Below are 24086 nucleotides of genomic sequence, written 5' to 3' on the forward strand. Positions count from 1 at the left end.
ATAGCCGAGCACCAGGCCCAGGGTTACGATCCGCCGCGGCGCTTCGTCGACACGATCGGTAGCGACGGGTTGGCCTCGCTACCGGCCCGCATCGCCGTGCGGTGGCGGCACATCCACGAATTCGACGACCTCGGCGCCTTGCGCACCCGGGTGATCGACCGGGTCCAAACGCCGGTACCCGGCGCCGCGTTGCGTCCGATGTTCATCTATCGGCACCGGCAGCTAGCCGACGATCTGGCCGCCCACAAGTTGGCGGCCGAGCACGGTTTGACTCCGCTGACCGTCGCGATCACCGGGTCGTCGGGACTGGTCGGTTCGGCGGTGTCCGCGTTCTTGCGTACCGGCGGGCACCGCGTTGTCCACCTGGTTCGCCGCTTCGCGGGCGCCGGCGACGAACGCCAGTGGAATCCAGACGACCCCGCCCCGGACCTACTGGCCGGGGTCGACGCCGTCATTCATCTGGCCGGCGCCTCGATCGCCGGCCGGTTCACCGACAAGCACCGGGAAGCGGTGCGCAACAGCCGGATTGGCCCAACTCGCCGACTGGCCGAACTGCTGGCGCACACCGCCGAGGGCCCGTCGGTTCTGATCTCGGCCTCGGCGATCGGCTATTACGGATACAACCGCGGCGACGACGAACTCACCGAGGCAAGCGAGCGTGGCGACGGCTTCCTGGCCGACGTCGTCGCCGACTGGGAAGACGCGACCGCGCCGGCCACACAGGCCGGAGCGCGGGTGGTGCAGGTGCGCACCGGCATCGTGCAATCCCCGCGCGGCGGCACACTGAGGCTGATGCGTCCGCTGTTCAGCGCCGGGCTGGGTGGCCGGCTCGGCGACGGCCGGCAGTGGTTGTCCTGGATAGGGATTGACGACCTGGTCGACGTGTACCACCGGGCCCTCTGGGACACCGAACTGTCCGGGCCGGTGAATGCTGTTGCCCCGCAACCGGTTCGCAATACCGAATACACCCGCACCCTGGCTCGCGTGCTAAATCGGCCCGCGGTCCTGCCCGTTCCCTCGCTGGGGCCCCGGCTGTTGCTCGGCGGGCAGGGCGCCCGCGAATTGGCCTGCGCCAGCCAGCAGGTCGTTCCGCAACGGCTCGGCCAGGCCGGGCACCGGTTCCGCCAACCCGACCTGGACAGCGCCTTGCGTCACCTGCTCGGGCGCGCCCCGCAGTGAAGCGGCCGATTACGGTGCGGCGAATCAGGGGCGGGGAGCGCCCAATTCAGCCCGGAAGCGTTGCATCGCCGCAATCAGCGCCCCAAAGACGCGGTGGGCGGTCGCGAGATCGGCGTCGGGCAGGCCTTCTAGTGTGTCGCGGGTGTGTGCGCCCAGTGGGGTGAAGAACGACCGGGCGGTGTCGAGGCCGGGCTCGGAAAAACGCAGGATGACCTTGCGCCGGTCGTTGGGATGCGAGTCGCGCCAGATATGGCCGGACTCGATCAGCCGGTCCACCAGGTAGGTGATCGCCGCGCCCGACAAACCCATCCGCTGGCTGAGGTCCCCGGACGTCATCGGCCGGCCGCTGGTTTCGGCCACCATGATGTGCAGCAGCGCGCGGAAATCGGTGGGGCGCACGTCTTGAGACGCCGCGAACAGTCGGCCGATCTGGTCGGATTCTGACGACATCTCGCGCAGATCGGCCGACATCAGCGACTCCAGGGCCTCGCGGCCCGGCGGACTCTCGTCAGCGTTCATACCCGTGGGCAGCATAGTCGTCAGTGGCCGGTCATTTCAGTCTTTTAATGTTTAATTGAATGAAATGATGGAAACGCTGGTGTCGTGATGTGGGAGTCTCTGGCCGCGGCCGTGACGGGCCGGCGTTGCTGGCGGCCCGGATTAGCCGCGGTGCTGCTGGGTATCGGCTTGATGGTGGTGATCGGCGGTAATGCGGCGGCCGGCCGGGCGCCGCTATCGGTGCCCACCGACTCGGACTCCGCACAGGTCGACGCGTTGGCTCGGCAGTTTCCCGGTGGCGATCGGGTTCCGCTGCTGCTGGTCGTCAACCGCGCCGATGGCGCGCCGCTGACCGCCGCCGACGTGACCGCGGCCGGGGCGGCCCGCGACCGGATGCAAGCCGTCGTGGCTCCCTTTGGCGCCACCGACGCGGCGCCGCCGATCGTGTCGTCGGACGCCATGGCGGCCGTCGCCGTGGTGCCCATCCGCGCCGATTTGTCCGGCCTGGTCCTCACCGAGGGAGTCACCGCGCTGCGCGGCGCCGCCGACGCCGGCTTGCCCGCGGACCTGCGAGCCCATGTCACCGGGGGCCCGGCCTTCGGCGCCGATATCGCCAACGCGTTCACCGACGCCAACATCACCTTGCTGGCGGTGACGGCCTCCGTGGTCGCGCTGTTGCTGATCGTCACCTACCGCTCGCCGGTGCTGTGGCTGGCGCCGCTGCTGGTGGTCGGATTCGCCGACCGGGTCGCGGCCGCGGTGGGCACCGCAGTGGCTTCGCTGACCGGCTTGAGTTTCGACGGCGCGACCTCCGGCATCACCAGCGTGCTGGTGTTCGGCGCGGGCACCAATTACGCACTGCTGCTGATTTCCCGCTATCGGCAAGAACTTCGGAGCCACACCGAGCACCGTGACGCGTTGCGCCGCGCGGTGCGCATGGCCGGGCCGGCCATTGTCGCCAGCAATGCCACCGTGGTGCTGGCGCTACTCACCCTGCTGTTCGCGTCGACGCCCAGCACCCGCAGCTTGGGAGCGCTGGCGGCCTGCGGACTGGTGGTCGCCGCGGTGTCGGTGTTGGTGATGCTGCCGCCGCTGCTCGCGTTGTGCGGCCGGCGACTGTTCTGGCCGCTGATCCCTGCGCCCGACGGCACCGCCACCCTCGAGTCCGGGGCCTGGCACCGGATTGCCGAACAGGTGGCCCGCCGTCCCGCCGTCGTCGCCGCGGTCTCGGTCGCGGCGCTGGCGGCCCTGGCCGGCGGCCTGCTGGGAACCCGAATCGGCTTGTCGCAGACCCAGCAGTTCCGGGTGCAGGCGGACTCGGTGTCCGGCTACGACGTGGTGGCTGCGCACTTTCCCGCCGGACTGGCCAACCCCACACTCGTCGTGGCCCGCAGTGCCCAGGCATCGCAGGTGCGGGCCGCGATCGTCGCTACCCCGGGCGTGGTCTCGGCGACCGACGCGGGCCAGTCGGCTTCCGGCTTGACAAAATGGTCGGTGGTGACCGACTCTCCGCCGTCATCGGATCGCGCATTCACAACCATTGCCGCACTGCGTAATTCGACGAAGGCCGCCGCCCCCGGCGCGCTGGTCGGCGGTCCCGACGCCCAGGCGCTTGATATCCGAGATGCGGCCGTGCACGACCGGCTGATGCTGATCCCGGCGATCCTGGCCGTCATTGCGATTGTCCTGTTCGTACTGCTGCGCTCGGCACTCGCGCCGCCCAACCTGCTGTCCGCCACGATTCTCGGCGCGCTGGCCGCCCTCGGTCTCGGCGGCTGGACGAGCATGCACGTCTTCGGATTTCCGGCACTGGACAACAGCACCCCGCTGTTCGCGTTCCTGTTCCTGGCCGCCCTCGGCGTGGACTACACCATCTTCCTGGTCACCCGCGCCCGCGAAGAGGCCGCATCCCACGGAGCGCGCGAAGGCATGGTCCGCGCGGTGTCGGCTACCGGCGGCGTCATCACCAGCGCGGGAATCGTTTTGGCGGCGGTCTTCTGCGTGCTGGCAGTATTGCCGCTGCTCGTGCTGACCCAGCTCGGCATCATCGTGGGCCTGGGGATCCTGCTCGACACCTTCGTGGTACGCACGCTCGTCATCCCCGCGCTGTTCGCCCTGATCGGCGATCGCATCTGGTGGCCTGCGGACCCGACCGACACCAAAGTCGTTGACCGGCAAACGGATTCCCTACAAGACGAACGGAGCAGGCTATGAAACCCTCGACCCTGGTCGCGACCACACTCGCCGTCGCGGTGGCCGCAGGCACCGGAAGCATCGCCAGCCCACGTAACGTGGGAGCCTGGTACTCCCGGCTACCCAAACCCTCCTACCAGCCACCGGGTGCCGCCTTCCCGATCGTCTGGACCGCCCTCTACGGCGACATCGCCACCACTTCCGCAGTGACAATCGACAAGTTTCGCGCGACCGGACAGCACGCTAAGGCGCGCCGCTATGCCGCCGCACTGAGCGTCAATCTGCTCCTCAACGCCGGGTGGAGTTGGCTTTTCTTCCGCTTTCACAAACTCGGCGCATCCGCGCTGGGCGCGGCCGCACTGACGGTCAGCAGCGCCGACCTCGCCCGCCGGGCCGCCGCGGCGGATCCGCGCGCCGGCAAAGCGCTCTCGCCCTACCCGCTGTGGTGCGCCTTCGCCACCGTCCTGTCCACCCATATCTGGCGACTCAACCGTCGCACCCAATAATGCCTGCGCTCTTGTGGTTTCGCCGCGACCTGCGATTGCGCGATCATCCCGCACTGCTCGCCGCCGCCGAAAGCGAAGATGTGCTCGCCTGCTTCGTCGTCGATCCACGTCTCGAGAAGTCGTCCGGCCAGCGCCGCCTGCAATTCCTGGGCGACACGCTGCGACACCTGCGCGACGACCTGGATGGCCGGTTGTTGGTGACCCGTGGGGCCGCCGAAGAACAGATTCCCCGCATTGCCAAGAAGATCAACGCGTCGACGGTGCACATCTCCGAAGACTTCGCACCGTACGGAAAGCGCCGCGACGAAAAGGTGCGCGCAGCACTGGGCTCGATTCCATTGGTGGCGACCGGTTCGCCGTATCTGGTCACACCCGGCCGCGTCAGAAAGGACGACGGGGAGCCCTACAAGGTGTTCACGCCGTTTCTGCGGAAGTGGCGTGAAGTCGGATGGCGCAAGCCCGCGCAATCGAGTGCCGATTCCGCACGCTGGCTCGACCCGGCCCATCTGGTCAAGCAGTGCGAGATCCCCGACCCCGGCATCGAGCTTGGCGTCGATGCCGGTGAGGCAGCAGCGCTTTCGCAATGGGAAGAGTTTGTCGACGGCGGACTGGACCGCTACGCACAAGCCCGCGACCGGCCGGACATCGCGGGCACCAGCCGGATGTCAGCGCACCTGAAGTTCGGCACCATCCATCCTCGCACCATGCTCGCGGCGATGGACCTGCGTAGCGCCGGCGCGCAAACGTACTTGCGAGAGTTGGCCTTTCGTGACTTCTACGCCGGGGTGCTGCATTTCTGGCCGGCCAGCGCCTGGCGTAACTGGAACAGCGACTTCGACGCCATCTTGACCGACACCGGCGCGCAGGCCAAACGTCGCTTCGAGGCGTGGAAGGCGGGCGAAACGGGTTATCCGATCGTCGACGCGGGCATGCGCCAACTGCGCGAGACCGGCTTCATGCACAACCGGGTGCGGATGATCGTCGCATCGTTTCTGGTCAAGGACCTTCACCTACCCTGGCAGTGGGGCGCCGAATGGTTCCTGGATCAACTCACCGATGGCGATATGGCCAGCAACCAGCACGGCTGGCAGTGGAGCGCGGGGTGTGGCACCGACGCCGCTCCATATTTCCGGGTGTTCAACCCGGTCACTCAGGGTGAAAAGTTCGACCCAGCAGGCGATTACATCCGGCGCTGGGTCCCCGAACTGAGTGCCGCCGGCGATGTCCATCTGCGTAAAGGCGAACGCCCGCACGGCTATCCGGCGCCGATCGTCGACCACGGCACCGAGCGGGCCGAAGCGCTCAACCGTTATCAGGGCCTAGGCTCGTAGCCCGGTCCGGCGCCGCCTTCCCACACAGCGTTGCGGGGCACGCAACCATCTTTTGCCGAAATCGCCTGCCGACGCTGTTTGGCATGTAATTATCAGCCAACTCACAGTTGTCAAGGCGCAGGGAGGCGATATGGCTCACTCGATCGTTCGGACGTTGCTGGTTTCCGGTGCCGCCGCGGGGCTGATGGCCAGCGCTGGCGCCTGCTCGTGTTCGATCGGATCGTCGTCGCACGCGGTCGCCAAGGGCGATGTCGCGAGCCAGATCATCCAGAAGATGACCGACGCCCAGGGCAACAAGCCCGACTCCGTCGACTGCCCGGGTGATCTGCCGGCGAACGTGGGCGCGCAGCTGAACTGTTCGATGAAGGTCAAAGGCGCCACCTACAACGTCAATGTGACGGTGACCAGCGTCGACGGCAGCAATGTCAAGTTCGACATGGTGGAAACGGTCGACAAGAGCCAGGTCGCCGCATCGATCAGCGACAACATCACGCAGCAGGTGGGGACCAAACCGGAATCGGTGACGTGCCCCGACAATCTGAAGGGCGTGCAGGGCGCCACGCTGCGCTGCAAGCTGATCACTGACGGCAAAACCTACGGGGTGACTGTGTCCGTCACAGGCGTCGACGCCGGCACCGTCGATTATCACTTCGTCGTCGACGACCAGCCGTCATCGTCCTAACGCCCTACCCGAACGATCAATGGCCAACAGCCGCAAAGTAACCCACGATGCCAAGCAGTTCGGCCAGGGCGGACGCGCCTAGCGTCGCGGCGGCATACGGCCAGCCCCACCGTCGGCGAACCAGTCGGATGATCGTCACGACACACCCGATGACGGTCAGGGCGGCCGCCACCGATACGGACACCAACACGGACGTGGCGGCATTGTCCGCGCTGCAATGCTCGGGGGGACAGTAGTCCGTGAAGGCCAGGAACATGAACTCCATGCCGGCTGCCACGACCCAGCCGACGACGGCAACAACCATCAGCACGATGGATAGCGCCACATCCCATCCGGGACGCGCCGGTGTGGTGCCCGGGACCGGCGGGGTCAGTGGGCCGCCTTTTTACGTTCGATATCGGCCAGGGCGGCGGCCAATTCGGCGCGCTGCGCGGCCGAGCTCTCCCAGGACAGCTGCCGGTTCTTGACCACCTTGGCCGGCGCGCCGACCGCGATCGAATAGTCGGGAACAACACCGCGAACCACCGCGTGTGAACCGAGCACGCAGCCCCGCCCGATCGACGTGCCGCGAAGCACGGTCGCCTTCACCCCGACCCAGGTGTCCGGCCCGATCCGCACCGGGGACTTGACGATGCCCTGATCCTTGATGGGCAGCGTGATGTCGTCCATCCGGTGGTCGAAATCGCAGACGTAGCACCAGTCGGCCATCAGCATCGAATCGCCGAGCTCGATGTCGAGGTAGCAGTTGATCACGTTGTCGCGGCCCAGCACGACCTTGTCGCCGAACCGCAGCGAGCCCTCGTGCGCGCGGATCGTGTTCTTGTCGCCGATGTGCACCCAACGGCCGATCTCCAGCTGTGCCAGCTCGGGCGTCGCGTGAATCTCGACGCCCTTGCCGATGAACACCATTCCGCGGGTGATGATGTGCGGGTTGGCCAGCTTGAATTTCAATAGCCGCCAATAGCGCACCAGGTACCACGGCGTGTAGGCACGATTGCGCAGCACCCACTTCAGCGAGGCCAGCGTCAAGAACTTGGCCTGGCGTGGGTCTCGCAGCCGGTGACCCCGCCAGCGGCGATGGACCGGGGCACCCCACATGCTTGTCACAGCCGGAAAGCCTAGCCCGGTCAATCACCAGCCCGCGAACCGCCACGGGTTACCCTCACCTGTACTCAATCGCTGCCGAACAGCCCGGCCCGCCCACGAGCGGCCCGCGTTGAAAGAAGGATTTGGGAAACCCAAGGTGCTTGCCCGACAACTCGTCAGTGGCCTTCGGCGTTGCTCATCCGTGGTGTTGGCGGCTGGGCTCACGGCCGGGCTCGGCGGTTGCGGAAATACCGACGCATGGGTGCAGGCCGCGGCCGCACCCGGCTGGTCCGCGCAGTATGGCGACGCGGCCAACAGCAGCTACACGACGACCGGCGGCGCCGACAAGCTGTCACTGCAATGGACCCGGTCGGTCAAGGGCAACCTGGGCGCCGGACCCGCGCTGAGCTCGAGCAATTACCTCGCCCTGAACGCACAAACCCCCGCCGGGTGTTCGCTGATGGAGTGGGAGAACAACGACAACGGCCGGCAACGCTGGTGCGTGCGGCTGTTCCAGGGCGGCGGCTTCGGCGGTCCCCTGTTCGACGGCTTCGACAATCTCTACGTCGGCCAGCCGGGCGCCTTTCTGTCCTTCCCGGTGACACAGTGGACGCGCTGGCGTCAACCCGTGATCGGAATGCCGTCCACGCCAAGGTTTCTCGGCGATGGTCAACTGCTGGTCACTACGCATCTGGGACAGGTGCTGGTTTTCGACGCGCATCGCGGCATGGTGGTCGGCAGTCCGCTGGACCTGGTGGATGGGATCGACCCGACGGATGCGACGCATGGGCTGGCCGATTGCGCCCCGGCGCGCCAAGGCTGCCCGGTCGCGGCGGCTCCCGCCTTCTCCGCGGCCAGCGGGATGGCGGTGCTCGGTGTGTGGCAGCCGGGCGCTGCGGCGGCCGGGCTGGTCGGGCTCAAATACCACCGCGGCCAGACTCCCCTGGTGACCCGGGAGTGGACCAGCGACGCCGTGGGCGCCGGTGTGATTGCCAGCCCGGTGCTGTCGGCCAACGGATCGACCGTCTACGTCAACGGCCGCGACCAGCGTCTGTGGGCGCTCAATGCCGCCGACGGGAAACCGAAGTGGTCCATGCCGTTGGGGTTCCTGGCCCAGACGCCGCCCGCGGTCACCCCCGGCGGCCTGATCGTGTCCGGCGGTGGGCCCGACACCCGGCTGGTGGCCTTCAAGGACGGCGGCGATCATGCCGATCAGGTCTGGCGCCGCGACGACGTCACCCCGTTGTCGTCACCGGGCCTGGCCGCTGGCAGCGTCGGCTATGCCGTGACCGGCGGCCCGCCCCGCGACGACGCTGCCGGGATGTCGCTACTGGTGTTCGACCCGGGCAACGGCCACACGATCAACAGCTACCCACTTCCCGCAGCCACCGGCTACCCGCTCGGACTAGCGATAGGCAGCGACCGTCGGGTGGTGGCCACCACCAGTGACGGTCAGGTCTACGGCTTCGCCCCGGCCTAAGACGGTCAGATTGCCAGCGGCGGGATCGCGTTGCGCGCCACGGTGGCTTGGCACGGGCCGGCGAACGCGGGCAACATCTCCCCCGGAGCGAAGTAGAAGATCAACTGGTCGTCGGTGATCGCGAAGTTCTGATAGTGCGACGGGTCGCGGCCCGACGACGGCAATATCGCGGCACCCAGCGCGTTCTGCCGTGCCAGGTCGCGCTGAACCAGCGGGAAGATCGCGTCCAGCGGCGACGTATTCGGGGCGAACAGGTTGTCGAACGTGATGGGCTGTTTGGTCCCAAGGTTGTAGTTGAACGCCTTGTACCAGGTGGACGTGTGCGATCCGCCGACGTCCTGGAAGAACTTGAGCACCACACTGCGGGTGTTGTGCGGCGGCTGACCGGCGCCGTGTTGCTCGGTCGTCGCCTCCAATTGATAGGGCTGATCGCGCGGCCCGGAGGTCTGCGCGACGGCGATGAACCCGTCCCGGTTTTGCGTGATGTAGTCGTCCAGCGGCTGCGGGTCGGGGTAGTCGGCGGGAAACGTCATGGTCAGCGTGTACGTCGGGCCGGTGGCACGCACGTGGCACAGCTGCCCGGCCTCGACGGTTCCGCCCAGGCCGGCACAGGTTGGTGGCTCGGCAGCAGCCGGCCAGGCCGCCAGTGCCGCGGCGATCAGCGCCGCGGCTGCGATCAGAAAACGCATAAGTCGAATTGTCCTCGTCGGTTTCAAATGGCGAGGTCCCCCGGAAAGTGACCGCCGACAGCGTACAGGGCGTTACCGCGACGGACGGCAGACATAGGCCATCGCGCGGGCGGCGGGTCGAGTGCCGATGCGGGTGATGACCACGGACATCGATTGGCTGCCGCGGGGCCGCAGCCGTCGCCGCAATGCGTCGGGGTCGACCTGCACCCCGCGCACCAAAATCTCCAGCGCCCCGCAATCGCGCGCCGACAACGCGTGGCGGAGCCGTCGCTCATCGAACTCCAACTGCTCGAGCACCTCGAAGCCGCGGACGCCGTCCGGCAACCGGTCTCCGGACAGGTAGGCGATGTCGGGATCGAGTTGCCACAGACCGTGCCGCGCGCCGTAGTGACGCACCAGGCCGGCCCGCACCACGGCGCCGTCCGGGTCGACGATCCAGCAACCGGCCGGCTGCACTGCGCAGTCGTCGGGCTCGGTGTCGGTGAGCTGTTCGCCGCTGTCGAGGACACTCGCCCGCCGCCGAACCCGGGGCTCGGCCAGCCGATCCGACCATAGGCACGCTTCGCGCACCGAGCCGTGATACGACGTCACCTCGATCTCGCCGCCGAAACCGAGGCGTCGCACGTGATCGAAATCAATTCCGGGAGCACACTTTACGACCAGATCGCGACCCCGGTAGCAGTCGATCAGCTCACCCAGACCGGGTTGGTAGTCGGCGGGGTTGAACCGGCGCTGCCCGCCGCGGCGGCGTGCCGGGTCGACGACAACCACCGTGTCGCGGGTCACCGGGTGCAGCGCGTCGGCGCGGCACAGCACGGCGCCGGGGCCCAGATTGTGGGCCGCCATCGCCAGCCGTACCGGGTCGATGTCGCTGCCCACCACGGCGGCGCCCGCGTCGCGCAGCGCGGCCACTTCGGTGCCGATCGAACACGTCGCGTCGTGCACGACAGCGCCGCCCGCCGCCAGCCGTCGCGCCCGATGCGCCGCCACCGGGGCCGCGGTGGCCTGCTGCAGAGCCTCGTCGGTAAGGAGCCAGCTCGACACGTCACCGAGCTTGTCGGTGGCGCGCCGGCGCAGCAGCGTGGTTTCCACCAGCACCGGCGACCGGTCCCCGAAGCGGGCACGCGCCGCGGCGATATCGGCGATCCGGGTGGCGTCGGTCAACGCGAATTCCGCGACCGCGGCAAGCGCCGCGACACCCGGTTCCGACCGCAGGTAGGCGACGTCGTCGGTGGTAAAGCGCAGGCCAGCGCTCAGCAGGGTTTGACCCCGGTGACCATCACGTTGTAGAACCAGCCCTTCGGCGCCAGGTGCCGCCAGATGTTGGCATCGACCCAGCTCAGCGTCTTCCAGCCGTTGAAAGCGAAATTCGCCCAGCCCCAGCCCAGCCGCCCCGGTGGCACCGACGCCTCAAAGGTGCGAACCGGCCAGCCGAACATCGCCGCGGTGAACTCCTCGCTGGCGGTCTCGACGTCGACCGCGCTGGCGTCGGTAGCCATCCGCTCCAAGTCCTCTGGCGCGAAGGTATGCAGGTCGACGATGGCTTCCAGCGCGGCGACCCGGGAGGACTCGTCGAGCTCGACCTGCGGGCGCCGCCAGCTCGCCAAGCCGGGCAACTTGGTGACATTGGTGGCCACCCGCCAGGTCAGCGTCGACAACGAACGGGCATAGACCTCGCCGACATTGGTCGGCTCGCCGGCGAACACGAATCGGCCGCCGGGCTTGAGCACCCGGATGACCTCGCGCAGCGACAGCTCGACGTCGGGAATGTGATGCAGCACGGCATGGCCCACCACCAGGTCGAAGGTGTTGTCGTCATAGGGAATGCCCTCGGCATCGGCGACCCGACCGTCGATGTCTAGACCCAGCGACTGCCCGTTACGGGTGGCGACCTTGACCATGCCGGGCGACAAGTCGGTGACCGACCCCCGCCGCGCGACGCCGGACTGGATCAGGTTGAGCAGGAAAAATCCTGTGCCGCAACCTAATTCGAGTGCACGGTCGTAGGGCAGCTCGGCGATGACCTCGTCGGGCACGATCGCGTCGAACCGGCCCCGGGCGTACTCCACGCAGCGCTGGTCATACGAGATGGACCATTTCTCGTCATAGGTCTCGGCTTCCCAGTCGTGGTAGAGCACCTGGGCGAGCTTGGTGTCGTGCCGGGCGGCTTCGACCTGATCGGCCGTCACGTGGGCCGCCGGAGTTGCGTCGGTCATGCAGGGCAGCCTAACTGCCGTGCGACTGCGGATCGAAAACGGCGTTGATCCCGGCTTTGGCGGCGGCCAGCGCGCGATGTGGGCCATCCAGGAAGCGCCGTGCCCAATTCGCGGCGGCGTCATACACGTCATCGGGAGCCACCAACTCGTCGACCAGGCTCAGCTCTAAGGCCTCCTCGGCGTCGACGAAGCGCCCGCTGAACACCAGCTCCTTGGCTCTGCTCGCCCCGGCCGCACGGGTCAGGCGTGCCATGCCGCCGCCACCGGGGATCAGGCCGGACAGGATCTCGGTCGCCCCGAACTTCGCGTTGTCGCCGCTGATCCGCCAATCGGCGGCCAGCGCCAGCGTCAGGCCGGCACCCAACGCGTAGCCGGTCACCGCGGCGACGGTGGGCTTCGGGATGGCCGCGACGGCGTCAACGGCCTCGGCGCGCACCCGGTCCGCGATACCGGCCTCGGCCGCGGTCAGTGTCCGCAGCTCGGGCATATCGTCACCGGCCGAGAAGATCTGGTGGCCGCCGAACAGGATCACCGCGGCGACGTCGTCACGTTGCCCCACCTCGGCGGCCGCGGCCGCGATCTCCCGATAGACCTGCCGGGTCATCGTGTTGGTGGGCGGCCGCGACAGCAGCAGCACGGCCAGGCCGGCGTCCTGCGTGCCGTCGCTGACCACGACGTGGACGAACTCGCTCAAAGCGGCCACTCCATGGAGCCGCCCGCTTTGCGCGCCTGGTGGTAACGGTCGGAGTCGAAGAACTCAAAGACCCAGTTGTCGCCGCGCTTCTCGAGCAGGGGCTGCACGGTGACGATCTGGCGTTCGACGGCCAGCACGTCGGCGACGCTGCGGCCGGCCAGCGAGTCCAGCTGGGTCCAGGTCGGCGGCAACAGGATATTGCGACCAGCCTCGAAGTCGTCGACGGCATCCTGCGGCAACGCCCAGCCGGACCGGTCGGATTCGGTGTTCTCGCCGTCGGCACGCTGCCCCTCGGGCAGGGCCGCCACAAAGAAGTAGGTGTCATAACGGCGGGTGCGCTCGGCCTCCGGGGTGACCCAGTTGGCCCACGGCCGCAGCAGGTCGGAGCGCAGCACCAGGTTTTCGGTGCGCAGGAAGTCCGCGAACGACAGCGTCCGGTCGTCCAGGGCGCGGCGGGCCTCGGCGTAAACCGAGGCGTCACGGACGATCCCGTCCGGGTCATCGGCCGGGCCGGCGAACAATACCCCGGACTCCTCGAAGGTCTCCCTGGCCGCCGCGCATACCAGCGCCACGGCCAGGTCGGTCTCGATGCCGAACCGCTGTGCCCACCAGTCCGACGACGGACCGGCCCACGCGATATCGGCATTGCGGTCGCGGTCGTCGACCCCACCGCCGGGAAAAACCATCGTGCCCGGGGCGAACTCCATCTTCGAATGGCGCCGCATCAGGAAGATCTTCAAGCCACCGGGTACATCGCGGACCAGCATCACGGTGGCCGCCGGCCGGGTCGGGAGCGGCTCGGGGGTGGTGTTCATTGCTGCCTCCTCCGGTGAGCCGCGCGAGTACGGATGCGCCGCGCGAAGTACCGCCCGTCGATCACATCGAGGGCGATCGACTGACCGAATGCGGCCGAGAGGTTCTCGGCGGTCAGCACGTCCGGCAGCAATCCCGCCGCCACCACCCGTGCCTCCGACAGCAGCAGGCAGTGGCTGAAGCCGGGCGGAACCTCCTCGACGTGGTGGGTGACCAGCACCAGAGCGGGCGCGTCGGGGTCGGCGGCCAGGTCGGTCAGCCGGGACACCAATTCCTCGCGGCCGCCCAGATCCAGGCCGGCGGCGGGTTCGTCGAGCAGCAGCAGCTCGGGGTCGGTCATCATCGCCCGGGCGATCAGCACCCGCTTGCGTTCCCCTTCCGACAGCGTGCCGTAGCTGCGGTCGGCGAGGTGCTCGGCGCCCAGGCTCTCCAGCATGTCGACGGCGCGTTGGTGGTCGATGTCCTCGTAGCGCTCCCGCCAGCGGCCCAGCACCGAATAGCCGGCCGAGATGACCAAGTCGCGCACGATTTCATCGGTGGGGATCCGCTGCGCCAAAGCCGATGAGCTGAGCCCGATACGGGCCCGCAATTCCGACACGTCGACCCGGCCCAGCTGCTCGCCGAGCACGAACGCGACGCCGGACGACGGGTGCTCGGTGGCCGCGGCGATGCGCAGCAGTGACGTCTTGCCGGCCCCGTTGGGTCCGATGATCACCCAGCGCTCGTCGAGTTCGACTGCCCAATCCAGCGGCCCGACCAAGACCCGCTCGCCGCGTCGCAGCGAGACGTTTCTGAAGTCAATCAGCAGATCGGGGTCGGCTGCGGCAGTGCCGGTTTCGGAGCCAGTTTCGGGACCGGTTTGCAGCACCCGATTATCGTGCCGTACCGCGAGAGTGCGACGGCTGCCGGGTCGGCTCAGAGCTCATCTACGCGGGCGGAATCTCGACGCGGCGCACTTCGCCGTCGACGGCATCGGCGGCCTCGATCTCGCCGCGGGTCACGCCGAGCAGAAACAACACCGTGTCCAGGTAGGGGCTGCTCAGCGACGCGTCGGCGACCGCACGCAGCGCCGGTTTGGCGTTGAACGCCACTCCCAGCCCGGCCGCGGCCAGCATGTCGATGTCGTTGGCGCCGTCTCCGACGGCGACGGTCTGCGCCATCGGTACGCCGGCCTGCTGCGCGAAGTCGCGCAGCGCCTTGGCTTTACCCGGCCGGTCGATAATCGGGCCGACCACCCGGCCGGTGAGTTTGCCGTCGACAACCTCGAGCTCGTTGGCGGCGACGAAGTCCAGCATCAGCTCCTCGGCCAACGGTTCGATGATCCGCCGGAATCCGCCGGAGACCACGCCGCAGTGGTAGCCCAGGCGGCGCAGTGTCCGCAGCGTGGTCCTAGCGCCGGCCATCAACTCCAGCTGGCTGGCGACCTCGTCGATCACTGTGGCGGGCAGGCCCGCCAGCGTCGCCACCCGCTGCTCGAGCGACTCCGCGAAATCCAGCTCGCCGCGCATCGCGGCCTCGGTGATCGCGGCGACCTTGCCCTCGGCACCGGCCTTGGCCGCCAGCATCTCGATGACCTCGCCCTGAACCAGCGTCGAGTCGACGTCGAACACGATGAGCCGCTTGGCTCGCCTTTCCAGGCTGTAGTCCTCGACCGCCACGTCGACACCCTCGTTGGAGGACACCTTGTTCAGCGCGGTCCGCAGCTCCCCGTCGGCTCCCGGCGGCACCGAAACCCGCAACTCCAGGCCGGTCACCGGATAGTCGGAGACACCGCAGATCAAATCGATGTTGACGCGAAGCGCCGCCACTTCCCGGGCCACCGCGCCGAATGCCCCGGCGGTGATCGGCCGGCCCAGCACGAAGATGGTGTGGGTAGAGGGGTCGCGGATGATCGGCACGGCCTCGCTGCGCTCGATCGTGACCTCGAGGCCGACGGCATGGATGGCGTCGGCGACATCGTCGCCCAGCACGATGGAGTCGGCGACCTCCGGTGGACAGCACAGCAGCACGCCCAGCGTCAGCCGGCCTCGGATGACCACCTGCTCGACGTTGAGCAGGTCGATTCCGTGCCCGGACAGCGCGTCAAAAAGCGCCGACGTCACACCCGGTTGATCCACGCCGGTGACGGTGATCAGCACCGACACCTTGGGTGGTGCGTTCACTCGCGACTGCGGCCGGAAAAGGCCATTAGCTGCGGACGTCGACGTCGTCGAGCCGCGTCACGTCGTTGCCCTCTTTGCCATGGCTACGGCCGACGTGCGACTCCGCGCGCATACGCTCGACCATGTGCGGGTAGTGCAGCTCGAAAGCCGGTCGCTCCGAACGGATTCGGGGCAGCTCGGTGAAGTTGTGCCGCGGCGGCGGACAACTGGTTGCCCACTCCAGCGAGTTGCTGTAACCCCAGGGGTCGTCGACGGTGACCACTTCGCCGTAGCGCCAGCTCTTGAACACGTTCCAGACGAACGGGAACATCGAGGCGCCCAGGATGAAGGCCCCGACCGTCGACACGATGTTGAGGCCCTGGAAGCCGTCGGTAGGCAGGTAGTCGGCGTAGCGGCGCGGCATACCCTCGTCGCCCAGCCAGTGCTGCACCAGGAACGTGGTGTGGAAACCGATGAAGGTCAGCCAGAAGTGCAGCTTGCCCAGTCGCTCGTCGAGCAGCCGGCCGGTCATCTTCGGGAACCAGAAGTAGATCCCGGCGAAGGTGGAGAACACGATGGTGCCGAACAGCACGTAGTGGAAGTGCGCGACCACGAAGTAGCTGTCGGTGACGTGGAAGTCCAGCGGCGGGCTGGCCAGCAGCACACCGGTCAGTCCACCGAGCAAGAAGGTGACCACGAAGCCGATCGAGAACAGCATCGGCGTCTCAAAGGTCAACTGCCCCTTCCACATTGTGCCGACCCAGTTGAAGAACTTGATCCCGGTCGGCACCGCGATCAGATACGTCATGAACGAAAAGAACGGCAGCAGAACGGCTCCGGTGGCGAACATGTGGTGCGCCCACACCGCGACCGACAGCGCGGCGATCGACAGCGTCGCGTACACCAGCGTGGTGTAACCGAAGATCGGCTTGCGGGAGAAGACCGGGAAGATCTCCGAGACGATGCCGAAGAACGGCAGCGCGATGATGTACACCTCGGGGTGGCCGAAGAACCAGAACAGGTGCTGCCACAACAGAACTCCGCCGTTGGCCGAGTCATAGATGTGGGCGCCCAGGTGGCGGTCGGCGGCCAAGCCGAACAGCGCTGCGGTCAGCAACGGGAAGGCGATCAGCACCAGGATCGAGGTCACCAGGATGTTCCAGGTGAAGATCGGCATCCGGAACATCGTCATCCCGGGTGCGCGCATGCAGACCACGGTGGTGATCATGTTGACTGCACCCAGGATGGTGCCCAGACCCGCGACGATCAGTCCCATGATCCACAGGTCGCCGCCGGCGCCGGGTGAGTGGATCGCGTCGGTCAGCGGCGTGTAGGCGGTCCAGCCGAAGTCGGCCGCGCCGCCCGGCGTGATGAAACCGGCCATACCCATCGTGGCGCCGAACAGAAACAGCCAGAACGAGAAGGCGTTCAGCCGCGGGAAGGCCACATCGGGCGCGCCAATCTGCAGCGGCAGCACCAGGTTCGCGAAACCGAACACGATCGGGGTGGCATAGAACAGCAGCATGATCGTGCCGTGCATGGTGAACAGCTGGTTGAACTGTTCATTCGACAAGAACTGCAGACCTGGCGCGGCCAGCTCGGTGCGCATCAACAGCGCCAGCAGCCCACCGATGAAGAAGAAGATGAAGCAGGTGACGCAGTACATGATGCCGATCAGCTTGTGATCGGTAGTCGTGATCAGTTTGTAGATCAGGTTCCCTTTGGGACCGGTGCGGGCCGGGTACGGCCGAACGGCCTCGAGTTCTCCCAACGGGGGCGCTTCGGCTTTCAACAGCTCCTCCAAACATCCATCCCAGACAGGGTTCCCCCAAATCTTAGCCCCCGATCTAGCCGCGGGCAGTGCTGGTCCTACAAACTGTCGTATTTGGTTCATCACAGGCGGGCGGCCGGGTCGGTAGACCGGTTCCAAGCTGGCCAGATGTTAGCGTCGAACGCGTGCAATCCGGCGATAGGCGACCCACCCTGAGCCCCATCGAAGGACCCATCAGCCGACGACTGGTGGCCGTCGCCGCGATCGCGGCAGCCGCCGTGCTGACATGCAGCGGTTGCGGGTCCGGGCATTCCGGTTCCAAGGCGCCCTCGACTCGGCCCCTGGTGACGCCCACCACGCAAATCGCGGGCGCCGGGGTGCTGGGCAACGACCGCAAGCCCGACGAGTCGTGCGCGCGCGACGCGGCGCCGGCCGATTCGGGGTCGACCCACCAGGCCCACAACGCCGTGGGACTCACGCCGGACTCGGTCCAGGTGCCCGCGGAGGCGCAACGCATCGTGGTGCTTTCCGGTGATCAGCTCGACGCGCTGTGCGCGCTTGGCCTGCAATCGCGAGTGGTCGCCGCGGCACTGCCGGACGACTCGTCAAGTCAGCCGTCCTATCTGGGCGACGCCGTGCACGCGCTGCCGGGCGTCGGTCCCCGGAACAATCCCGACTTGCACGGGATTGCCGCATTGCACCCGGATCTGATCCTAGGCTCGGTCGCGCTGACGCCGCGGATGTATCCGAAGCTGGCGGCGATCGCCCCGACGGTGTTCACCGGCGCACCCGGCGCCGCGTGGGAGGACAACCTGCGGATCGTCGGCGCCGCGACAGCGCGCAACGGCGCCGCCGACGGGTTGATCGGTAGCTTCACCCAACGGGCCAACCAGATCGGGGCCAGCCACGACGCCGCCCACTTCCAGGCGTCGGTTGTCCAGCTGACCACCAACAGCCTGCGGATCTACGGCGCCAACAACTTCCCCGCCGCTGTGCTCAGTGCGGTCGGGGTGGACCGGCCAGCTTCCCAGCGGTTCACCGACAAGCCGTACATCGAGATCGGCACCACCGACGCCGATCTGGCGAAGACACCGGATTTCTCGGCGGCCGAGGCCGACGTCATCTACATGTCGTGCGCCACCCGTGCCGACGCCGACCGCGCTGCGGTGATCCTGGACAGCGCCGGATGGCGCAAGCTCTCCGCCAACCGGGACAATCGCGTTTACATCGTCAACGACGAGGTATGGCAGACCGGTGAGGGTGTGATCGCCGCCCGCGGCATCGTCGATGACCTGCGCCTGGTCAACGCCGCGATCAATTAGCGCCGCAGGTCCGGTACGCACAATCGTCATAGGCTGATATTCGGATTCGGGCACGATTGGCTTGAAACCTTTACCTTAGCTAAGCTTTTCCAGGACGCACTCGAACCGAAGAGGAATTGCCATGAGCACTGTTTTCGCGTACGCCGCCACTTCGGCGACGGAACCGTTGACCAAGACGACGATCACCCGCCGGGAGCCTGGCCCGCACGACGTGGCGATCGACATCAAGTTCGCGGGCATCTGCCACTCCGATATCCACACCGCCAAATCCGAATGGGGCGTGCCGAACTACCCCGTCGTCGTCGGCCACGAGATCGCCGGCGTGGTGAGCGCCGTCGGCGCCGAGGTGACCAGACACAAGGTGGGCCAGCACGTCGGCGTCGGCTGCATGGTGAACTCCTGCGGTCAGTGCAGCAGCTGTAAGGCCGGGGTCGAGCAGTACTGCAAGCAGGGCGCGACCTTCACCTACAACTCCGTCGACAAGGACGGCACCCCGACCCTGGGCGGCTACAGCCAGGCCATCGTCGTCAACGAGAACTTCGTCCTGCGCATCCCCGACTCGCTGCCGCTGGACAAAGCGGCACCGCTGCTGTGTGCGGGCGTCACGCTCTACTCGCCGCTGCGCCACTGGAAAGCCGGCAAGGACACCCGCCTGGCCATCATCGGCCTGGGTGGACTGGGCCACATGGGCGTCAAGCTGGGCAAGGCGTTGGGCGCCGAGGTCAGCGTGCTGTCGCAGTCACTGAAGAAGATGGAGGACGGGCTGCGGCTGGGAGCCAGCAACTACTACGCGACCTCCGACCGCGAGACCTTCCGCACGCTGCGCAGCAGCTTCGACCTGATCCTGAACACCGTCTCGGCGAACCTGCCCCTCAACGACTACGTGAACCTGCTCGACGTGGACGGCACGCTCGTCGAATTGGGCATCCCCGAGCACCCGATGGAGGTGGGAGCGTTCCCGCTGGCGCTGGCGCGCCGCAGCCTGTCCGGGTCGAACATCGGCGGCATTGCGGAAACCCAGGAGATGCTCGACTTCTGCGCCGAACACGACGTGACCCCCGAAATCGAAGTCATCGAAGCGGATTACGTCAACGAGGCCTACGAGCGGGTGCTCGCCAGCGACGTGCGCTACCGCTTCGTCATCGACATCTCAACCCTGTGAGACGCCCTCGGCGAGATCGTCACGGCGCCAGGCGATCTCTTCGGCCGCCTCGCCGTGCTCGTCACCGGGAATCACCTCGCTGACGTCGATGCCGGCCAGCGGCCAGCCGGCGGCGGCCAGTGTCGCGGCCACGCGCTGAATGTTCTCCCGCCCGGCGTCGCGGTTGGTGGTCTGGGTGATGAAGTCGGCAATCTCCTCGCGGCTGACTACGCCGTCGGCTCCTGGCTGCGATTCTTTCACCGCGATCTTGTGAGCCACCTCTTCGAGCTGCTCGGGGGTCAGCGGTGTGCTCCGCAGCAGGGCAAATAACGCCACCTGGTCCGGGCCCGGGACGCCTTGGGGGTAGCCGACGTCCAGCCAGCGGATCACCGATTTGAGAAATTTCGCGTGCTTGTGAGTTTCAGACACCCACCCAGTCTCACGGTAGGGACGCTGCCATGGCGGCACACCACGGCGACAATTCACATGCCGTTCACGACCCGAACATCTGCTGCTTGGAATCGCTGCGCCGCATCGATCGAAGGGTGCAGCGGGTCATCCTCTAGAAATCCGCTCTGCTTGCCGCGGACGCGAATTACGATGAGCGAGCCGATAAGGGGGCCCGGGCTCAGCCCGGAAGAACGGAGTGGTCATGTCTGGTCTCACGAGCAAACTCATCGTCGCCCTGGTTCTCGCCTTCGCCGCCGCCGCCACCTCGGGATGCACAATCGACTGCCCGGACGGCATGGGCGTGTGCGGCATCAGCTGACGCCTCCCGTCAGCCGTTCTCGTCGCGTAGGGCTTGCATCGCCAAGTTGTTGAGCAGCTGGCGTCCCACCTCGGTGCGTAGCTGGGGCAGCATCGCGGAGACGACACCGGCGGCGGTGAGCGCGAGGCACACCAGTCCGTCGGGCGCCGTGTCCGCGTCGCGGACCACCTCGTACTCGGCGTTGAGATCTTGAGAATGCTGTGCCATCGCGATGCGGGCCACCAGCCGGTTGTCGCGGTCGAGTTCGACGTCGTCAGCGGCGGCTGCCATGGTCAGCGTCTCGCCGATCTCGGCGATCTCGTTCGGTTCGCAGAGCTGAGCGACCAATTGCCAGAAGATCGACACGGTGGCGCGGATTAGCTGTGGCAACCGCTCAGCGGGAATCACTTCGTCGTCGACGATGACGCGCATGCCCGCTTCGTCACCGCGTTCACCGTGCTGAATTAGCGCCAGTGCGCGACGAAAGTCCGCCGCGCCCACGGGGTTCTCACTGCTCATCTCGCCCATCCTGCCCGAGCAGCGCACGGGCAGCGCCAATCCGCCTGCAGGAAACCAGATTCCAGGCCGTTCGCTACGGCGTTAGAAGTCCCAGTCCTCGTCTTCGGTGACGACGGCCTTGCCGATCACGTACGACGAGCCCGAGCCGGAGAAGAAGTCGTGGTTCTCGTCGGCGTTGGGCGACAGGGCCGACAGGATCGCCGGGTTCACATCGGTCTCGTCACGCGGGAACAACGCCTCGTACCCGAGGTTCATCAGCGCCTTGTTTGCGTTGTAGCGCAAGAACTTCTTGACGTCCTCGGTCAGCCCAACCTCGTCGTAGAGGTCCTGGGTGTACTCCACCTCGTTGTCGTAGAGCTCGAACAGCAGCTCGTAGGTGTAGTCCTTGAGCTCGGCGCGCTTGGCCTCATCGACCATCGCCAGGCCACGCTGGAACTTGTAGCCGATGTAGTAACCGTGCACGGCCTCGTCGCGGATGATCAGCCGGATCATATCTGCGGTGTTGGTCAGCTTGGCCCGGCTCGACCAGTACATGGGCAGGTAGAAGCCGGAGTAGAACAGGAAGCTTTCCAGCAGCGTGGAGGCGACCTTGCGCTTGAGCGGCTCGTCGCCCCGGTAGTACTGCATGACGATCTCGGCCTTGCGCTGCAGGTTGGGGTTCTCCTCCGACCAGCGGAACGCGTCGTCGATCTCGGCCGTCGAGCACAGCGTGGAGAAGATCGAGCTGTAGCTCTTGGCGTGCACCGACTCCATGAACGCGATGTTGGTGTAGACGGCCTGCTCGTGCGGCGTCAGCGAATCGGGAATCAGGCTGACCGCACCGACGGTGCCCTGGATGGTGTCCAGCAACGTCAGACCGGTGAAGACGCGCATCGTGAGCTGCTTCTCGTTGGCGGTCAGCGTTCCCCAGGACGGGAGGTCATTGGAGACTGGCACCTTCTCGGGTAACCAGAAGTTTCCGGTCAGCCGGTCCCAGACCTCGGCGTCCTTCTCGTCTTGCACCCGGTTCCAGTTGATCGCCGAGGCGCGATCGATCAGCTTCATGTTTTCAGTCACCAGAACCCCACTTCACACACGATTTTTGCCCGAGGGACGTCAGGCTGCAAACACTACCCCTGGGGTACGACAACCCGTGGCAACACAAGAACTTGTGTTTGCGTGTCGCGAGCCGGGCCGAGCCAAAAGCACTCACATCGCCTCCAAGATCAATTGTGCCTGCTGCTCGGGTTGGTTGTTTGGCCGTCAATCCAATCCGGCGTCGCGCAATGTGCGCGTGAGGCCGTCTTCGAGCGCGCTCAGCGCGATGTCGGTGAGCCGGCTCAGTTCGTCGATGTCCTCGCCGCCCTTGCTCATCCACGCTTCCAGCGAGACGAACACCGCGGTCGCCAGGCTGTGCGCGGCAATGTCGGCGATCATGGCTCCGTCGGCAGTGGGCTTGGACCGTTCGTGGATGAAGCGGCTGATCTCGGCAGCGACCTGATCGGTCATCCGTCGAATGTGCGTGTTGATGATGTCCTGGTCCAGGTCGCGCGACCGGATGGTGGCGGCTTCGCGAACCATCGCGAAATCAAAAGGGAAGGCGTCTACGGCTTTTCGCACCGACGCGGTGATGGGTTCGCCGTGCGGTCGCAGTGCCAGCGCGCGAGCGAACCATTCGAAGCCGATGTCGTAGTCGGCGAAGATCACCGCGTGCTTGGACGGGAAGTGCCGATAGAAGGTCCGCTCGGTGACCCCGACATCGGTCACGATGTCGGACACGCTGGTTTGGTGCACGCCGTCGGCGACGAAGCGTTTCATTGCCGCCTGCAACAGGGCCTGCCGAGTGCGCTGACTACGAGATTCCACGCCATTAGCAGACACCAAATGTCACCATTGACGCAAATATGTCAGATGTGACATTGTGCCTTCTGTCGAGGGATTATCACCGGAGGAGTCAGCATGGCGGACTATGACGCGATCGTCATCGGAGCAGGTCACAACGGTCTGGTAGCGGCGAATGTGCTGGCCAAGGGCGGCGCGAAAGTGCTTGTGCTCGAGCGCGCGCACTTCCTCGGCGGCATGGCCGCGACCCGCGAACTCTTCGACGGCTACAAGCACAGCGTCGGCGCCTGGGCCGTGTTGATCTGGCGCCAGGAGATGACCGAACGCCTGGAGCTCACCAAGTGGGGCTTCGAGTTGATGGATCAGTGGACCTCGACGTGCACGTTCGGCGACGCCGCCGATACCCCGTTCGTGATGTACAACGACCTGGAGCGGATGGGTCGTCATCTGTTCGAGGATCACGGAGCCGACGTGGCGGCTAGCCTGGGCGGCCTATTCGCCCACATCGGCCGGTTCGCACCGTATTTCGTCGACTCGGCGTTCGGGCCGCCGCTGGACATCATCGAGGTGATCGCGTCACAGCCCACGCCCGAGGCTCGCCATGACTTCGCCCAAATGTGGTACGGCAGCACGATGGACACCGTTCGCCGTTTCCTGGCGCCGGATCAGGGCCGCTGCATCCAGGGCTCGCTGGCCGCGATGTCCATCGACGCGTTCGACGGCGGTCCGTGGACGCCGGGCTCGAACGCCTTGACGCTGTATCACTACCTGATCGGCGGCGGCAACGTGGAATACATCATGCCGCGCGGGGGCATCGGCTCGCTGAGCACCGCGCTGTGCCGGCGCGCGGAATCGCTGGGTGCCGAAGTACAGATGAAGCAGCACGTCAAGGAAATCCTGGTCGAGGGCGGACGTGCCACCGGTGTCCAGTTGCGGGACGGCACAACAATTTCCGCCGACGTCGTGGTCTCGTCGCTTGACCCGTTCACCACTTTCGTGAATCTGGCCGGCGCGCAGAACTTTCCACCCGACTACATCCGCAAGATCAAGGAGATCAACTTCAACCTGGGATACATCCAGGCGCATCTCACCATCGACCAAGCGCCGCAATGGATCGAGCGCCTACAGCCCTACATGCAGGACAACGGGCAGTGGTGTCCGACCGTCGCCTATGCGCCGTCAGCGGAATACATCAGCGATGCCTGGGAGCAATACCGCAAGGGCTAGCTGCCCGACGCACCGCCCACCTATCTCTA

General features: G+C 66.7%; 23 protein-coding genes and 1 pseudogene. 9 read left to right on the forward strand and 15 right to left on the reverse strand.

Translation table 11 applies throughout. The annotated features are described in order from the left end of the window. On the forward strand, window positions 1–1179 hold a 1179-nt coding region (locus DB708_RS04175), incomplete at its 5' end, for a TIGR01777 family oxidoreductase (RefSeq protein WP_108920703.1). 24 nt (window positions 1180–1203) lie between these two features. Here the strand turns inward: DB708_RS04175 and DB708_RS04180 are convergent. Further along, window positions 1204–1713 carry a MarR family winged helix-turn-helix transcriptional regulator gene (locus DB708_RS04180; RefSeq protein WP_108920704.1) on the reverse strand — a complete coding sequence of 170 codons (510 nt, stop codon included), beginning with the start codon at window positions 1711–1713 and terminating at the stop codon, window positions 1204–1206. 72 nt (window positions 1714–1785) lie between these two features. Between DB708_RS04180 and DB708_RS04185 the strand changes: the two genes are divergently transcribed. The 4 genes from DB708_RS04185 to DB708_RS04200 all read left to right on the forward strand — a co-directional run bounded on the left by DB708_RS04185 (window position 1786) and on the right by DB708_RS04200 (window position 6389). After that, complete coding sequence (locus DB708_RS04185; protein WP_108920705.1) at window positions 1786–3891, forward strand: MMPL family transporter; 2106 nt, start codon at window positions 1786–1788, stop codon at window positions 3889–3891. Beyond that, window positions 3888–4376, forward strand: coding sequence for a TspO/MBR family protein (locus DB708_RS04190; protein ID WP_108920706.1), 489 nt, complete (start codon window positions 3888–3890; stop codon window positions 4374–4376). Before DB708_RS04185 ends, DB708_RS04190 begins: the two co-directional genes overlap by 4 nt. Next, window positions 4376–5707 carry a cryptochrome/photolyase family protein gene (locus DB708_RS04195; RefSeq protein WP_108920707.1) on the forward strand — a complete coding sequence of 444 codons (1332 nt, stop codon included), beginning with the start codon at window positions 4376–4378 and terminating at the stop codon, window positions 5705–5707. Before DB708_RS04190 ends, DB708_RS04195 begins: the two co-directional genes overlap by 1 nt. Before the next feature lie 130 nt (window positions 5708–5837). Then, window positions 5838–6389 carry an anti-apoptotic protein gene (locus DB708_RS04200; protein WP_108920708.1) on the forward strand — a complete coding sequence of 184 codons (552 nt, stop codon included), beginning with the start codon at window positions 5838–5840 and terminating at the stop codon, window positions 6387–6389. Between the two features lie 16 nt (window positions 6390–6405). Here the strand turns inward: DB708_RS04200 and DB708_RS04205 are convergent, their stop codons facing one another. After that, window positions 6406–6714 (reverse strand): hypothetical protein, encoded by a 309-nt coding sequence (locus tag DB708_RS04205; protein ID WP_108920709.1) that lies wholly within the window; start codon window positions 6712–6714, stop codon window positions 6406–6408. 44 nt (window positions 6715–6758) lie between these two features. Then, window positions 6759–7496 (reverse strand): acyltransferase, encoded by a 738-nt coding sequence (locus tag DB708_RS04210; protein WP_108920710.1) that lies wholly within the window; start codon window positions 7494–7496, stop codon window positions 6759–6761. A gap of 181 nt (window positions 7497–7677) precedes the next feature. Between DB708_RS04210 and DB708_RS04215 the strand changes: the two genes are divergently transcribed. Continuing rightward, entirely contained in the window at window positions 7678–8955 is a 1278-nt protein-coding gene (locus DB708_RS04215; protein ID WP_108920711.1) for an outer membrane protein assembly factor BamB family protein, read from the forward strand. A gap of 5 nt (window positions 8956–8960) precedes the next feature. Here DB708_RS04215 and DB708_RS04220 read toward each other — a convergent pair whose 3' ends face one another. The 8 genes and pseudogenes from DB708_RS04220 to ctaD all read right to left on the reverse strand — a co-directional run bounded on the left by DB708_RS04220 (window position 8961) and on the right by ctaD (window position 17300). Continuing rightward, window positions 8961–9644: an esterase gene (locus DB708_RS04220; RefSeq protein WP_108920712.1), complete on the reverse strand. Its 684-nt coding sequence runs from the start codon at window positions 9642–9644 to the stop codon at window positions 8961–8963. A 72-nt stretch (window positions 9645–9716) separates the two neighbouring features. After that, the gene (locus tag DB708_RS04225) at window positions 9717–10904 is read right to left on the reverse strand and encodes a THUMP-like domain-containing protein (protein ID WP_108920713.1); all 1188 of its coding nucleotides are present in this window, start codon (window positions 10902–10904) and stop codon (window positions 9717–9719) included. After that, the gene (locus DB708_RS04230; protein WP_108920714.1) at window positions 10898–11860 is read right to left on the reverse strand and encodes a class I SAM-dependent methyltransferase; all 963 of its coding nucleotides are present in this window, start codon (window positions 11858–11860) and stop codon (window positions 10898–10900) included. The genes DB708_RS04225 and DB708_RS04230 overlap by 7 nt, the downstream gene beginning before the upstream one ends. Before the next feature lie 31 nt (window positions 11861–11891). Then, window positions 11892–12554: pseudogene (locus DB708_RS04235) on the reverse strand (enoyl-CoA hydratase); the annotation flags it as partial. After that, window positions 12551–13369, reverse strand: a complete 819-nt coding sequence (locus tag DB708_RS04240) for an NUDIX hydrolase (RefSeq protein WP_108920715.1) — start codon at window positions 13367–13369, stop codon at window positions 12551–12553. The gene DB708_RS04240 and the pseudogene DB708_RS04235, both read right to left, overlap by 4 nt. Beyond that, on the reverse strand, window positions 13366–14235 hold the full coding sequence (locus tag DB708_RS04245) for an ABC transporter ATP-binding protein (RefSeq protein WP_409347553.1): 870 nt from the start codon (window positions 14233–14235) through the stop codon (window positions 13366–13368). The genes DB708_RS04240 and DB708_RS04245 overlap by 4 nt, the downstream gene beginning before the upstream one ends. A 58-nt stretch (window positions 14236–14293) precedes the next feature. Beyond that, window positions 14294–15529 (reverse strand): phosphoserine phosphatase SerB, encoded by a 1236-nt coding sequence (serB, locus tag DB708_RS04250; RefSeq protein ID WP_108920716.1) that lies wholly within the window; start codon window positions 15527–15529, stop codon window positions 14294–14296. 25 nt (window positions 15530–15554) lie between these two features. Continuing rightward, entirely contained in the window at window positions 15555–17300 is a 1746-nt protein-coding gene (gene ctaD / locus DB708_RS04255) for an aa3-type cytochrome oxidase subunit I (RefSeq protein ID WP_108920979.1), read from the reverse strand. A 212-nt stretch (window positions 17301–17512) separates the two neighbouring features. On the opposite strand from ctaD, the gene DB708_RS04265 reads away from it, so the two are divergent. Continuing rightward, window positions 17513–18601, forward strand: a complete 1089-nt coding sequence (locus DB708_RS04265) for an iron-siderophore ABC transporter substrate-binding protein (protein WP_201263425.1) — start codon at window positions 17513–17515, stop codon at window positions 18599–18601. 121 nt (window positions 18602–18722) lie between these two features. After that, window positions 18723–19763 (forward strand): NAD(P)-dependent alcohol dehydrogenase, encoded by a 1041-nt coding sequence (locus DB708_RS04270; protein WP_108920717.1) that lies wholly within the window; start codon window positions 18723–18725, stop codon window positions 19761–19763. On the opposite strand, the gene DB708_RS04275 is transcribed toward DB708_RS04270, so the two are convergent. From DB708_RS04275 to DB708_RS04295, 4 genes are all read right to left on the reverse strand, one after another. Then, window positions 19752–20171, reverse strand: a complete 420-nt coding sequence (locus DB708_RS04275; protein WP_108920718.1) for a DUF3349 domain-containing protein — start codon at window positions 20169–20171, stop codon at window positions 19752–19754. The two genes, DB708_RS04270 and DB708_RS04275, sit on opposite strands and share 12 nt — an antisense overlap. 349 nt (window positions 20172–20520) lie before the next feature. Then, entirely contained in the window at window positions 20521–21009 is a 489-nt protein-coding gene (locus tag DB708_RS04285; protein WP_133250974.1) for a hypothetical protein, read from the reverse strand. 81 nt (window positions 21010–21090) lie between these two features. Beyond that, complete coding sequence (nrdF, locus tag DB708_RS04290; protein WP_201263416.1) at window positions 21091–22065, reverse strand: class 1b ribonucleoside-diphosphate reductase subunit beta; 975 nt, start codon at window positions 22063–22065, stop codon at window positions 21091–21093. A 186-nt stretch (window positions 22066–22251) separates the two neighbouring features. Beyond that, window positions 22252–22854, reverse strand: coding sequence for a TetR/AcrR family transcriptional regulator (locus DB708_RS04295; RefSeq protein ID WP_133250975.1), 603 nt, complete (start codon window positions 22852–22854; stop codon window positions 22252–22254). A 93-nt stretch (window positions 22855–22947) separates the two neighbouring features. Between DB708_RS04295 and DB708_RS04300 the strand changes: the two genes are divergently transcribed. Next, the gene (locus DB708_RS04300; RefSeq protein WP_108920723.1) at window positions 22948–24057 is read left to right on the forward strand and encodes a phytoene desaturase family protein; all 1110 of its coding nucleotides are present in this window, start codon (window positions 22948–22950) and stop codon (window positions 24055–24057) included. Window positions 24058–24086: the final 29 nt, after the last annotated feature.

The organism is Mycobacterium montefiorense (assembly GCF_003112775.1).
In the GTDB taxonomy this organism is placed as follows: Bacteria; Actinomycetota; Actinomycetes; order Mycobacteriales; family Mycobacteriaceae; genus Mycobacterium; species Mycobacterium montefiorense.